Origin of the sequence: Nibrella saemangeumensis, from assembly GCF_039541915.1 — a bacterium.
In the GTDB taxonomy this organism is placed as follows: domain Bacteria; phylum Bacteroidota; class Bacteroidia; order Cytophagales; family Spirosomataceae; genus Nibrella; species Nibrella saemangeumensis.
The window spans coordinates 159,813-174,285 of sequence record NZ_BAABHD010000030.1 but is presented as its reverse complement, the minus strand read 5'-3'; the positions used below and the strand labels follow the sequence as shown (position 1 = coordinate 174,285).

8 protein-coding genes are annotated in these 14,473 nt (G+C 54.3%); 5 read left to right on the top strand and 3 right to left on the bottom strand.

The window, feature by feature from the left end; translation table 11 throughout:
* Positions 1-26: 26 nt before the first annotated feature.
* Complete coding sequence (locus ABD949_RS15765; protein WP_345244814.1) at positions 27-2,408, bottom strand: family 78 glycoside hydrolase catalytic domain; 2,382 nt, start codon at positions 2,406-2,408, stop codon at positions 27-29.
* Positions 2,409-2,544: 136 nt separating this feature from the next.
* Positions 2,545-4,047, bottom strand: a complete 1,503-nt coding sequence (locus ABD949_RS15760) for a capsule assembly Wzi family protein (RefSeq protein ID WP_345244813.1) — start codon at positions 4,045-4,047, stop codon at positions 2,545-2,547.
* A gap of 196 nt (positions 4,048-4,243) precedes the next feature.
* Between ABD949_RS15760 and ABD949_RS15755 the strand changes: the two genes are divergently transcribed.
* Entirely contained in the window at positions 4,244-5,281 is a 1,038-nt protein-coding gene (locus ABD949_RS15755; RefSeq protein WP_345244812.1) for a ScyD/ScyE family protein, read from the top strand.
* 41 nt (positions 5,282-5,322) lie between these two features.
* Here the strand turns inward: ABD949_RS15755 and ABD949_RS15750 are convergent, their stop codons facing one another.
* Positions 5,323-6,345, bottom strand: coding sequence for a YpdA family putative bacillithiol disulfide reductase (locus tag ABD949_RS15750; RefSeq protein ID WP_345244811.1), 1,023 nt, complete (start codon positions 6,343-6,345; stop codon positions 5,323-5,325).
* Positions 6,346-6,493: 148 nt separating this feature from the next.
* Here ABD949_RS15750 and priA point away from each other — a divergent pair, with 148 nt between their 5' ends.
* From priA to pyk, 4 genes are all read left to right on the top strand, one after another.
* Positions 6,494-9,004 (top strand): replication restart helicase PriA, encoded by a 2,511-nt coding sequence (priA, locus tag ABD949_RS15745; RefSeq protein ID WP_345244810.1) that lies wholly within the window; start codon positions 6,494-6,496, stop codon positions 9,002-9,004.
* 85 nt (positions 9,005-9,089) lie between these two features.
* Positions 9,090-11,486, top strand: a complete 2,397-nt coding sequence (locus ABD949_RS15740) for a TonB-dependent receptor (RefSeq protein ID WP_345244809.1) — start codon at positions 9,090-9,092, stop codon at positions 11,484-11,486.
* A 3-nt stretch (positions 11,487-11,489) separates the two neighbouring features.
* Positions 11,490-12,833 carry a DUF4249 domain-containing protein gene (locus ABD949_RS15735; RefSeq protein WP_345244808.1) on the top strand — a complete coding sequence of 448 codons (1,344 nt, stop codon included), beginning with the start codon at positions 11,490-11,492 and terminating at the stop codon, positions 12,831-12,833.
* Positions 12,834-12,931: 98 nt separating this feature from the next.
* The gene (pyk, locus tag ABD949_RS15730; RefSeq protein ID WP_345244807.1) at positions 12,932-14,368 is read left to right on the top strand and encodes a pyruvate kinase; all 1,437 of its coding nucleotides are present in this window, start codon (positions 12,932-12,934) and stop codon (positions 14,366-14,368) included.
* Positions 14,369-14,473 lie beyond the last annotated feature (105 nt).

The following is a 14,473-nucleotide window of genomic DNA, read 5'->3' as shown; positions in this document are numbered from 1 at the left end:
GAGACAGCGCTGTCTCCCCCTTTGTTTTATAGCGTCAACTCCTGGCTGCCTTCTTTCAAAGCTACCGTTTTCCCTTTCCAGCGGAGCGTACCGGTTGTTTTTGCCGGCAGCACGATATTGGCTTTAAGGCCGCCATTGGCAACCTTCTCGAGCCGCACGGCAATGTCGCCGGCCGGGTGAGGGATCTTTCCTTCCGCCAGCTGCAGGTCACCCAGGTACGGTTCAATCCGTACGGAGCGGAATCCCGGTTCGGCGGGGTTGATGCCACAGATGGTCGACAGAAACTCGTACACCGGTGAGGCACTCCAGGCATGGCAGTCGGAGCGGGTGGGTTCGGGGTTCTCGGCAAAGGTGGTCAGCCCCATCGCCAGCATGTCGAACCAGGGTTTTAGCTGAGGGATCAGCTGATCGCCCAGGCCGGCTTTTTTCATAGCCTGGAACAGGTAATACTTGAAATAGAACGTGGCTTGGGTCAGGCTCGGCTCCGTCATTACTTTTTGCAGCAGGGCTGGCTGCTGGGCCACCGGTATAGCATCGGTCAGCACGGCCAGAATGTTGGCATGCTGACTAAACCGGTTCTTTTCCGGTGTATCGGCAATGAGCCCTCGTCCGGCGTCCCAGCACTGCTTATACACGGCTTTTGTCTGCTGCCGGGCCAGGGTCCGGTAGTGTTCCGCCCGTTCATTCTGCCCATAGTGAGCCAGCAGGTCGGCCGCCCGCTGAAACGTATAGGCCTGCAGCAGGGTCAGGATGCTGGAGCCGCCCTTTCGGGCACCTACCGGCACCCCCCCGGCTACTTCACCCGGCGCTTCCCACTTCGACCAGTCCACAAAATTCCACCACTCCAGGGGGCCGTTCAGGCCAGTTTTCTCCAGCCGTTGTTCATGCCAGTTCAGTACGCCTTCCATGCCGCGCAGCAGGGGCTTGATAAAGGCGTCGTCCTGGCGGTGCATCCAGTAGTCGTGGATCATGTTGACCCAGAACAGCGAAAATGTGGGAATGACCTGGAAATCGGCGCTGGGGTAGCGGCTCTGCGTCAGGCCATCGCTGAATCGGCTGTGGTCGTAGTCCATAATGGCCTTCCGCATCAGGCGGTCGTCGCCGGATACGTACAGCGAGATCATAGCCTGGATGCGGGTATCGCCGGTGTATTGCAGTTGTTCGTAGTACGGGCAGTCGTAATACGTTTCGCCCGCGCATAACTGGGCGGTCCGCCAGCCGACGTTCCAGATGTCAACCAGGCTTTTCTCGTCGCTGGCAAACACGGCTTTCTGCGCGAAGGGGTAGCCGGTAAACTGGCCGGTCAGGTCTTCCAGCACTACCGGCTCGCGGGCGGTTTCGACGGTCAGTTGCAGGTAGCGGTAGGTTCGGAACCAGAGTGGCCTGAACATCCGTTTGTTACCGCCATCGGCGACAAACTGGTCTTCAAAACCAACGAGCCGCCGGCCTTCTACTTCGTTGCGGTTGCCTTTCTGGCCTTTACTGTCGACCAGCGCTTCGGCATAGCCCAGCGTAATGACGGCTCCTTTGCCCCGGCTGACGGTCAGTTCCGGGTACGCATTGGTGAGGTGCCCCTGATCGAGCAGGAAAACCGCGCGCGTTCGGGCCGGTACCGTAACGGGGGCTTTCCCTTTTAGGAAATCGTCGTTCATCTGCCCATATTCGGCCCGGCGCACGGCGCTTAGCCGTTGGGTGGCTTCGGCCATCATGGGTATAGTGCGCGGCACCAGGTTCCAGTTACCGTCGGTGCCCAGCCCGCGTGGCTTAGCCGGAAACCACAGGGTACGGGCTGCTGGCCAACTACTGTCGTTGAAATTCGACTGCTCCCATCCCCATGGATACTGAGCGGCATCGACCCGATCGCCGTCGCCCACAACGATATACGTGCGCAGTTTGGCATTGTCGTTTTTGATAGGCGAGTAGGCCGCATTTTGCAGTACTTTCCAGGTGTTATCGGTATTGACTACTTTTTCGGCTTCGCCATCACCCTGCACAATAAAACCGGCCTGGTAGCTCATCTGGGCAAACGGAGCCGACTCACCCAGGTACCAGACCTGAGCCGCCAGGGTATTGTTGCCGGTTTGCAGGTACGGCGCCAGATCCAGCGTCTCGTAGTTCCAGTGCTGGGTATCGCTGCGGGCCGGGCCGTGGGCGACCGGCCGACCGTTGATAAAAAGCCGGTAGCGGTTATCGGCCGATACGTGTACCACAAAGCGGCCGGGTTTCTGCGGCAGGCTGAACGTTTTTCGGAAGTGGTAAATGCCGTACTGCCGGCCGGGGGCTGTCGGGTGCATGATCCATTTGGCCGTCCAGTAGTCGGTTTGCCAGCGGGCGTTGGGTTTAGGCGTTTGGGCCGTAGCAGTTAGGCAAGTAGTGAGAACAAACCAGAAAACACACAATCTTTTCATGAAAAGCGGACCGAAAAGCTGATTATCCACGCAAGATAAAGACATTTCGGCAAGCCTGGACATTCGGGCCTGCGGAATGTTTCCGGGCGTATACGTTTGCCGCTAAAGCGAGCTCCGAATTTTCCCGGCCGGGAAGTTACCAGATCTTTTTTACGCTCAGAAAGCCACCGACCGTGTTTTCGTAGAGTTTTCCCCGGTCCAGCGCCACTGAGGCTGTGACGATGGTATTGGACCAGCGTGGCAGGGTAATCTGCGCCGAGAGCAGCGACGAAAACTGCTCAATGACGGAGAGGTAAGGCTGTGCGAAAATGCCGTAGTTGCGGCTATAGGATGTTCGAAGCCGCCACGTCAGCTGGTTGAGCAGCCGGCCCTCGGCTCCAACGTACCAGACCTCAACCCGGGTATTGGGGAAAAAGCCTCCGCCGGCCTGTTGGGTTTCCGGTCGGAAGTCCAGATAAGGAGCAATGAACGGTGTACCAATGGTGCGGCCTTTATACGACCAGCCTTCGATGTACTGGGCGTGATTGAAATAATTATCCCGGCCCTGGTAAATGGAGTTTGGGACGTAGAAGGTAGAACCACTCTGATCAAGTGTGCTGATAAATTCCAGCACCACCCGGCTCAACTGAAAGGCACCCGTAGGCGGGGTAAGTGGTTTCCGCTGCCAGCTCAGGCCCGTCAGCCCATCGGGAATATTGACCAGCGCGATGCCCGATTTGTCGTCAAAAATATGCTGGTGGTACAGCAGGAAGTGCATCTGCCGAGTGTCAACTTCAATACCGGCATCGTAACTGCCCAGGTTGTTACCCACGGCATACGTATCAAAGGAGGTAATGTCTGTACCCGCCCAGTCTTTGGGGACAACTCCGGTAACAGCCGCTACATAGGCTTTCAGGGAGGAGGGAAGTTTACCATCGGGGTTGACGCGATCCGAAAAATCACGGAGGTAATCGGCCTGACCGGCCCACTGAACCTGGTGGTTAACGCCGAGGTGTAGCTTCACGGGCCATTCAGGCTTACCCAGCCGGCCATACAGATACTTCTGATGCAGATAGGCGCCTTTTATATAGTCGGCGTTAAACCAGCCATGTCCGTAGCCGGCATTGATCGCCAGCACGCTGCCGAGAAATTTCAGGGGTATATAGCCCATCGTTGCCAACTGCACTTTGGGCACGGGCAGCGCATTACCGGAGCCGATCATAAAACCGGAAGACAGGGTAGAGTCACCCAGGCCAATTAGCTCACGACGTCGTCCTGCGAATAGTTCGAGGGATCGGAAACGCCCTTTTACGTAAGCCTCCGCCAGTATTACCTGATTGGTTTTTCCGGCATTGACCACCGGATTGACCCCAAAGCCCCAGTCGACCGATTTGCGGACGGCACTGGTATCCTGATGAGCATAGCGTTTGGTCAGACTCGCTCTCAGGGTAGCTACCGGAGCCGTCAGCGGAACAATACCGTACTGATTGGTCCTCAACCAGAACGGCATCGCCGACGGAGAGGCCATGAATCCCCCAGCTTCAAGCTCTGCCTGCCAGGCATTTTTATGAACGACTGATTGGGCTGGACTGCTAGTCGGCAGCATAGCGACAATAAACAAAAGACTAGCCAGGCTAAGACCTTTCCCATTAATGGACATACCGGTAAACATAAAGTGGCCTGGGGCCAATTTAGCAGAAATTAAAATAAACCTCCGGGCCAGAGACAGGTGTTCTGTTGATAAGTTTTTTACCGGAAAATAAATCAGTTGACACAAGATTTGATAAAGAGAAGGATATTAACTGTGTGTTCACAGAAAAAGTTTACCAGTGTCAACTTTCTAATTCGGCAAACTTATGAAAAACAAACGTAATGCTTTTTTCGCGTTGCTCGTTGCGCTGCTGGTGGTGAGCTGTCAGGACCACAATTTACCATTAAATCCGAATCGTATTCAGGTGACGGATTTTGCTTCCGGCTTAAAAAACCCTATGGCTATGGACACCGATCCGCAGGGCCGCGTATGGGTAGCAGAGGTTGGAACCGGTCAGAACGATGGTCAGATTTCGGTCATCTTGCCGGGTGGTTTCCGGTTTCCGGTTGTTATTGGTTTTCCCTCGTTTTTTGTGCCTACAGAGCCTTTCCCGGTCGGGTTGAATCATTTTCTGTACATCAGCGGTAAGCTCCATATATTACATGCTAATGGGATGATGTATGTGGCGGACGTCAGTCAGTTTAACCCCGGTACCAGTGTACCCCTGCTGGCGAGTAACCTGCCAACGGAAAATATTGGTCAGTTTGTTATCAACCATAATTTTGGGGCGGAAGATACGGGCGAATCCAATCCCTATAATATGACGGCGGGTCCGAACGGTAACCTCTATATCGTTGATGCGGCTGCTAATGCCGTTATCCGGAGAGACCTGAATGGTACCTTAAGCGTCTTTGCGACCCTTCCCCGTTTCGCTAATCCGACTAATCCAATGGTTGGACCGCCGATGATCGACCCGGTACCGACGGGTATCAATTACCACGGTGACGGATGGTTTTATGTAACTACGCTGACCGGCTTCCCGTTCCTGCCGGGAAGAGCTACTGTTTACCGGCTGGGGCTCAACGGTGTTTTCTCTACGTTCCAGACCGGGTTTACCACGCTGGTTGATGTGGAGTTTGCGGATGGTGTCAGCGGAAGCCTGCCGCTGGTCGTGCAGTTCTCTAATTTCGGTCAGCAGGGCTTCCAGCCCAATACCGGCAATGTTATCATGGCCCACGGCAACACCACTACCAACGTGGTGAGCGGACTGAACTTCCCGACTGATCTGGATAAAGCGAGTCCCAATATGTATTATATAAATAGCATGACGGACGGTACCATTAAGCGGATAACGTATCAGTAGCACAATACCCCGTACCCCGGAATACATTTCCGGGGTACGTACTATATTCGATCAATCAACTCCTTCACCTGGTGTACTTCGCGGCCTACGATGTGGTCGATGATGGCCTGGGCGTGCTCGCGGCCATTTTCAATAAACACTTTCTCGGTGTAGATACCCGCCATCACGGTGCCGCAGACGTACAGCCCCGGCACGGTGGTCTCAAACGTTTCTTTGTTGTAAACGGGCACCTGCGTTTCGTCGTTTAGCTCAACCCCGCAGCGCCGGAGCAGTTCGGCATCGGGAATGTAGCCGGTCAGGATCAGCACAAAGTCGGCCGGTAATGCTCCTTCTTCGCCGGTCTGCAGATTGGTAGTGTACACTTTGCCGGGTTCAATGCGCGTAACGCAGGTGTTGAACTGCGTATGGATCTTGCCTTCTTTCACCCGGTTCTTCACATCCGGTATCAGCCAGTACTTGACCGTTTTCCGAAAATCCTCCGCCCGGTGGACAATGGTGACGTGCGCATCGGTCCGGTATAGTTCCAGGGCCGCTTCGACCGCCGAGTTGGAAGCTCCAATGATCACTACATTAGAGAAGGAATACTGGAAGGGTTCGTCGTAATAATGCGTTACGTGCGGCAGGTCTTCGCCGGGGATACCCAGCCAGCGCGGCTTGTCGAAGTACCCCGTCGCCAGAATTACTTTGCGGGCGTGGTAGGTTTGGCCAGTTGTGGTCAATACGCTGAACGTCTCGCCCTGCTTCTCCACCCGGTCTACGGGCGTAAATAATTTGATGTTTAGTTTGTAGTACCCCGCTACTTTGCGGTAATACTGCAGCGCTTCGTTCCGGTTGGCTTTTACGCCGGTGATGGGAAACGGTATGCCGCCGATCTCGATGTTCTCGGCGGTTGAGAAAAAGCGCATCAGTTTGGGATACCGCCGGATGGATTCGGTGACGCTCCCTTTTTCCAGAATCAGGTGGGTTAATCCACTTTTGGTGGCTTCGATCCCGGCCGCCAGACCGCAGGGACCTCCGCCAACGATAATTACGTCGTATATCGCTGTGCCATTCATTGTTGCCATACCGAACAAACAACCAGAAAGCCCGTTATAGTTTGCCCCAGCGGGCTTTTTTGCAAAGATGATACCCCAATCGATTACTTTCCGGCCGGCCGCATTCGTATTTCTGTTGTATATTTAGGCACGGAGTACCCATCAACCCGCTTGTCTATTGTTCGATTCGCTGTTTCCATACGCTGCTGCTGAAGAGGTTACCTTTTTTGTAGACCTGATTCTGCCCATTCCGGTACCGAAGCTGTTTACCTATCGGGTACCACGGGAGATGGCCGGTCTGATCAAAATCGGTGCCCGGGTGATTGTGCCGTTTGGAAAGAGCCGGGTGATGACCGCCGTGGTGGCGAACATGCACAACCACCCGCCGGCCAAATACCAGGCCCGCTACGTGCTGGAACTGCTCGACGAATACCCGTTGGTGACCAACTACCAGTTGGAACTGTTCAACTGGATGGCGGAGTACTATATGTGCTGTGTCGGCGAGGTGATGAACGTGGCCCTGCCGTCGGGTCTGAAGATCACCAGTCAGTCGAAAGTCCAGTATAATCCGGATTTTGACTACCCGGAACTGCTGACCCCGGAGGAGTGGGACCTGCTAAAGGAACTGCAAAAGCACCCGGCGCTCTCGTACGAGGAACTGGGCCGGCTGGTTGGCGAGGTGAACGTACCAACCGTCATTAAATCGCTGGTGGGTAAGCGGGCGGTCATTGTGTTTGAAGAGGTGCGGGAGAAATACGTACCGAAGATGGTGCGCAAGATCCGGTTGCACGCCAACTACGAGAACCGCGATCAGTTGCTGATGCTCATTAACCGGCTCGAAAAACTGCCGAAGCAGCAGGAAGTGGTGATGCGCTACCTCCGCTACGTGCCGGTGCAGATCAACCCGGCTACCAATCAGAAAGGGCTGGACAAAACCATCCTGAACCAGGACGATGAACTCTCGCAGTCATCCCTGCAGACGCTCATCAAAAACGAGGTATTTGAGACCTTTGAGGTCATTCAGCCGCGCTTCAGCGATACCGGTATTACCCCCCTCGCCGAAATACGGCTGACGGCTGCCCAGCAGGGCGCGATCAACCAGGTAATGGCCCTGTTTCAGGAGCGGGACGTAGTGTTGTTTCACGGCATCACCGGTAGTGGTAAAACCGAAATTTATATCCGGCTGATCCAGCAGGCGCTGGAAGGGGGCACCCAGGTGCTGTACCTGCTGCCCGAAATTGCGCTGACGACCCAGATTGTGGTGCGCTTGCAGAAGGTGTTCGGCGACAAAATGGGCATCTACCACTCCAAGTTTTCCGATAACGAGCGGGTAGAGGTCTGGAAGGGCATCATCTCCGGGCAGTACCAGTTTGTCATTGGTGTCCGGTCGGCGGTGTTTCTGCCGTTCGACAACCTGGGGCTGATTATTGTGGATGAAGAGCACGAAACTTCCTATAAGCAGCATGATCCGGCTCCGCGCTACCACGCCCGCGACGTAGCCATTATGCTGGCGCACTGGCAAAAAGCCAAGGTACTGCTGGGATCGGCCACGCCATCGGTCGAAAGCTACTTCCACGCCCAGCAGAAACGCTATGGGCTGGTCGAGCTCTTCCAGCGATTTGGCGAGGCTACCCTGCCCAACATCCGGCTGGTCAATGTCCGGCAGGAACGCAAGCAGAAGACGATGAAAAACGAATTTTCGTCGGCCCTGCTGCAGGAACTGGAAATGAACCTGGACCGTAAGGAGCAGAGTATTCTGTTCCAGAACCGCCGGGGTTACTCACCTTACCTGCAATGCGAAGACTGCGACTGGACCTCGCAGTGCCCCAACTGCGCCGTGAGCCTGACGTACCACATGCGGGCGGCCGAACTGCGCTGTCACTACTGCGGCCACAAAGAAGAGGTGCCGCGCTTATGCCCGGTATGCGGCTCCACCAAGGTAAAGACGATTGGCTTTGGTACCGAAAAGATTGAAGACCAGTTGCAGATCCTGTTCCCGCAGGCCCGCATTCAGCGAATGGACCTGGACACGACCCGCACTAAAAACGCCTATCAGCAGATCATCAAGGAGTTTGAAGAAGGGCAGGTTGATATTCTGGTGGGTACCCAGATGATTACCAAAGGCCTCGACTTCGACAACGTCAGCCTCGTCGGTATTTTCGATGCCGACCGGCTCATTCATTACCCCGAATTCCGGGCGACGGAGCGGGCGTTTCAGATGATCACCCAAGTGAGTGGTCGCGCTGGTCGCCGGGCCGACCGGCAGGGGAAGGTGCTTATCCAGACCAGCAATCCCGAACAGACTATTTTGCAGAAGATTCTGGAGAACGATTACCTGGGACTCTACCAGGAGGAGGTCACCGAGCGCCAGAATTTTAATTACCCGCCTTTTAGCCGGCTCATCAAACTGACCATCCGGCATCAGGAGCAGGTGATCAGCCGGCAGGCCGCCAACAAACTGGCCGCCGACCTGACCGAAAAACTGGGCAGCAGCCGGGTGCTGGGGCCCGAAGAGCCGCTGGTCGAGCGTATCCGCAACCAGTTCCTGTACGACATTCTGATTAAGCTCGAGCGGGAAAAGCTCAACATCAAAGCAGTAAAGACGTTCATTCAGGAATGCATTACCAATATTCTGACGGATAAAGGGCTGCGGTCCGTGTCGGTAGTAATTGACGTCGACTGCTTATAATCTTCTTACTCGGCCGTATCACTGGTTTAACCTACCACGGTGTTTGTTTGTATATTACCGCTACTTGCTAGTTCACTACCTCCCTATGAACCGGATTTTTGCCTGCCTGATTGTTCTGCTTACCCTGAGTAGCGCTACCCGCGCTCAGTCGGGCTACATTCTGTCGGGTATTGTCCTCGACTCCGCCACGAACCAGCCGCTGGTCCGGGCGGCCGTTGTACTGGATTACGCCAGACAGACGACCGGTGCTTACACCGACACGCAGGGCCGTTTTGAAATTCGCGTTACACGCGGTGCGCACGTGATTGTGGTTAGGCATATTGGCTATTTATCCTTCCGGCTGGCGCTTAGTGTGCACCGGGATACAGACCTTACGGTGAAGCTACCCTCCGTCTCCAGTCAGTTGGAGGAGGTAGTGGTGACCAGCAAGGGCTATGACCGTACCGTGCGCGAACCAAGGCTTGGCGTTAGTCAGATCAGCATGAAAACGCTCGAACGGCTGCCGGCCGCCCTGGGAGAGGTAGATATTCTGCGGGGCCTGCAACTGCTGCCGGGCGTTACCAGCGTGGGCGAAGCCGCCAATGGTGTCAACATTCGGGGCGGCACTACCGATCAGAACCTGATTTTGCTGGATGATACGCCGATTTTTAATCCTACCCATATGTTCGGCTTATTTTCGGTGTTTCCGCCCGATGCCGTCAATGGGTTGGATCTTTACAAAGGCAACGTACCAGCGCGTTACGGAGGCCGGGCGGCTTCGGTGCTCGACATCAGCTTAAAGAATCCCAATTTGGAGCAGTTCCGACTAACCGGGGGCATTAGCCTGGTGTCCAATAAGCTAACCGCCGATATCCCTGTTGTGCCGGGAAAAGTAGGCCTGCTGGTCTCAGGCCGGGGGGCGTTTAATTCCCGGCTGTTGCCGATGGTCTCCAATCAGCTTAGTAGCATCCGGGCCGACTTCGGCGATGTAGTTGCCAAAGCATTCTGGCGAATTAGTGACCGCAGTACACTGACCGCCATGGGCTATTTCAGCAAAGATTTTTTCCAGACTAACCTGCTGGGTAGTTTAGCCAATATCAATTCAACCTCTACGCAGTTTCGCCACCAGACCCTAAATAGCATGGTGCGGTGGTTTTATGCCCTTACTCCCCGGCTCAACCTGCAGGCCACCGTCACTCAGGCCCAGTATGTACCCGATATATTGTCGAGAGAAGCGGTTACTGACAACATGGTAACCCTGCGGCAGGCACTCCGGCAGCGGCAGGCTAAAGTCAGCCTGAACTACCAGCGGGAGTCCGACAAAACCGAGGTAGGTATCAGCGCCATTCACTACCAGCTCAATCCGGGCGAACTGCTGCCGGGCAATAGCCTCAGCGTAAATTACCAGAAAACACCGGGCGAGAACGCCCTCGAACTGGACCTTTACGCCGACCACGAAGCCAGTATATCGGAGCGGCTGGCGGTGTCGGCGGGCCTGCGGTACTCTCATTTTCTGAGCCTAGGGCCAGCTCTGGTGCGCCAGTACACAAGCGGGGAACCCATTGATGAAACCTCTGTTGTAAGCACCATTGAATACGCGGCCGGAAAGGTGACCCGGCAATACAACGGTCTGGAACCCCGGGTAGGCGTTCGTTATTCCGTAGGTGCCAACGCGTCGGTAAAGGTCGGCTACAACCTGATGCGCCAGTATTTGCAGGTTGTGACTAATACGACTACACCCCTGCCTACCGCCCGCTGGAAAACCAGCGACCCCCATATTCGGCCGCAGGTGAGTCAGTTATGGTCGGCAGGTTGGTTTCAGAACCTCAAAAACAATGTCTACGAGTGGTCGGCAGAGGTGTACTGGCGCAATACCCGGAACGTGCTGGACTACAAGCCGGGCGCTGATTTTCTGCTCCAGGCGAACCCGGAAACGCAGCTGCTTCAGGGACGTAGCAAAGCCTACGGACTGGAGATGATGCTGAGTAAAAAAAAAGGAGAACTGACCGGCTGGGTCAATTATACTTTTGCCCGCACACTCAACCAGGTAGTGGCTGGTGCCGACTTCGATCAGCGCATCAACGGGGGCGACTGGTACAGGGCAAACTACGATCGTCCTCATAGTGTAAACGCCAGCATCAATATTAACCAGAGCAAACACCACAGCTTTTCGTTCAATTTTGTGTACAGTACCGGACGACCTTATACCGCTCCCGAGGGCATAATCCGGTATCAGAACCGCAACTATCCGTATTATAACGAACGGAACCAATACCGGCTGCCTGACTACCACCGGCTGGATTTTGCCTGGAACATTTACAACCCAGGCCTGAAGGCCCGGCGCTGGCAGGGGCACTGGACGTTTACGGTCTATAACCTCTACGGTCGTAAGAACGCGTACTCGATCTTTTTCCGGACCGAAGGGCAGGCGACCAACCCTTACCGGCTGGCTATTTTTGCGGCTCCTATTCCTAGTTTATCGTACAACTTTGAGTTTAAGTAAGCTATGATTTCACTCGTCTCCCTGCGTTTACCCCGATTGAACTGGCGCTTACTTGGGCTGTTGGTTGGCAGCTATTGGCTGACGGGTTGCGTGGATTCCTTTCAGCCGGAATTCAACGCTACGGTCAATGTGGTTGTCGTAGATGGCACCATTACCAACCTGCCCGAATCTCAGGTGATCCGGCTTAACCGCTCCAGGGCTGATCCATTTACGGGACGCTTTGGAAACATACCGCTTACTAAGGCACAGGTGCAGGTAATCGTGGATGGAAGTCAGGTAGTTAATGCGCACGAGACGGTGGAGGGTAGCTATCAGCTCCCCAGCGATTTCCGGGGGCAGGTAAGGCACAGCTACCAGCTGCGGTTTCGGTTGGAGGATGGTAGCCAGTATGAGTCTTCGCCCCAGATCATGCCCGATGTACCGCCTATTGACCGGGTCTATGCCCAATTTAATCCGCGAGTTCCCCGGCCCAATCAGCCGAATGCTTTTATGGGTGCCCATGAATTTTACCTGGATATGAGCGACCCGGCTGATCAGCAGAACTACTATAAGTGGGACTGGAAACTGTACGAAAAGCAGGCCTGGTGCCGGAGTTGCACGCAGGGCATATACGCAGTTTACAACATTATTCCGGGCAGATATATGTTTGGTGCCTACTATGTATCCGGTGACCAGCTTTACGAAGATTGTTTTAATCAGCCGCCTAATGTCGCCAGAGAGGGAGGACCACCTTATCACAATGAGCTTTGGTATTATGATTACACCTGCCGGACTCAATGCTGGGAGATACTGCACAACTACACCTTGAATTTATTTGATGATGCGCTGGTGAATGGTAACGCTATTTTGGGGCGTAAAGTAGCGCTGATTCCTTATTACCAGCGGAGTCCGTGTCTGGTTGAGATTCGTCAGTCGGCGCTTACCAAAGAAGCTCACCGCTTTTTTAAACTGGTAGAAACCCAGACGCAAAATACAGGAGGGCTGGCCGATACGCCCCCATCGGCACCGGTGGGTAATGTTAAAAATACAGCCAATGCGCGGGAAAATGTAGTCGGCTTTTTCGGGGCATCGGCAGCGTCGGTAGTTCGCTACTGGCTGGATCGAAAAGATGCTACCGGTATGCCCGTAGCCGCCTTTGACGATAAGGGTAATCCGCTGCTGAATAATGAAGAATTGTTTTATGCCCTCAATGGCCGACGTCCGGAACCGGAGCCTTACCCGCCCTATACGGGTGAGCGTCTAGAGCCCAAAATGCAGATTTGGGGCGGTCCTCCTCGTGTGCCAACGGCCATTTGTGTACCCAGCGACAGTCGGACGCCGTTTAAGCCCGAAGGGTGGCAAGAATAGCTTTGCTTTGGTTTTGCAAAAAATTTACAGACATATTCAGATAGGCAGTTAATTTTGCAGCGGCTTTTGGTAAACATTGCCAAATCTTACTGTACCCTATGTTCAAAAGAACCAAGATTGTTGCCACTGTCGGCCCGGCTTCTGACACAAAAGACCAATTGCTGGCACTGGCAAAAGCTGGAGTTAATGTTTTCCGGCTCAATTTCTCCCACGGTACCCACGAAGATCATCTGGCCCGCATTCAGCGCATCCGCGAAATCAACGAAGAACGAGGCTTAAACCTTTGCATTCTGCAGGATTTGCAGGGTCCCAAAATTCGCATTGGTAAAGTCGAAGACGACAACGGCGTAACCATTCTGCCCGGTAACCGGCTCGTGTTTACCAATGACGAAATTATTGGTACCGCCGAGCGTGTCAGTACACCGTACAAGGGCATGTACCGCGACGTGCATCCGGGCGAACGCATTTTGCTCGACGATGGTAAACTGGAGGTGAAAGTAATAGGCGTAGAAGAGACCGATGTGGTTACGGAAGTAGTGTATGGCGGTCCGCTGAAATCGAAGAAAGGGGTGAACCTGCCGAACACCAAGGTATCTATGCCGTCGGTAACCGAGAAAGATTATATTGACCTCGACTTCGGCCTGGAACAGGATGTAGAGTGGATTGCGCTGTCGTTTGTGCGCTATGCGTCGGATATTCAGGAGGTAAAAGATTATATAAAGTTGAAGGGGAGGAACTGCCGCGTGATCTCTAAGATTGAAAAGCCCGAGGCTGTTCAGAACATCGACGAAATTATTGCCGCTACCGACGGCATTATGGTCGCCCGTGGTGACCTCGGCGTCGAGCTGCCCGCCGAAGAAGTGCCGATGATTCAGAAGATGATCGTGGAGAAGTGCAACCGGGCGGGTAAGCCAGTTATTGTGGCGACGCAGATGCTCGAAAGCATGATTGATGCGCCCCGCCCAACCCGTGCCGAAATCAACGACGTGGCCAACTCCGTTTTAGATGGTGCCGACGCCGTGATGCTCAGTGCCGAAACGGCCTCGGGTAAGTATCCGATCCTGGCCGTAGAGAACATGACCCGCACCATTCAGCAGGTCGAGAACTCTACAGATAAGATTTATTTCCGCTACCACGCCCACGTAAACGAGCAGCCTACCGAAAACGTGCTGAACGACAACGTGGTGATGAGCGCCTGCCGGCTGGCCCGCGATACCAACGCCAAAGCCATTGTGGGTATTACCACTTCGGGCTATACGGCCGTACGCCTGTCGCACCACCGTCCCAAGGCTCAGATCTGTGTTTTCTCGTCCAACGCCCGGCTACGCAACATCCTGGGGCTGTACTGGGGTGTTCAGGTGATGCCCTATGAGCCCAACGAAAATCTGAACGTTGACCAGACCGTTGATGAAATCAAGGAAGTATTGGTGAACAAAGGCGTTTTGAAATCGGGGGATATTCTGATCAATACGTTAACGATGCCGCTTGCCAAGCATCGCCGGACGAATACGGTTAAACTCAGTCTGGTTGATTAGTTCATTGGTTGACCAGGTGTCGACAAACCAGTTAACTAATCAACCAATGAACCAAACTAAAAAGCAGCGAAGCCAATGGCCCATCGCTGCTTTTTCTTTCTCACT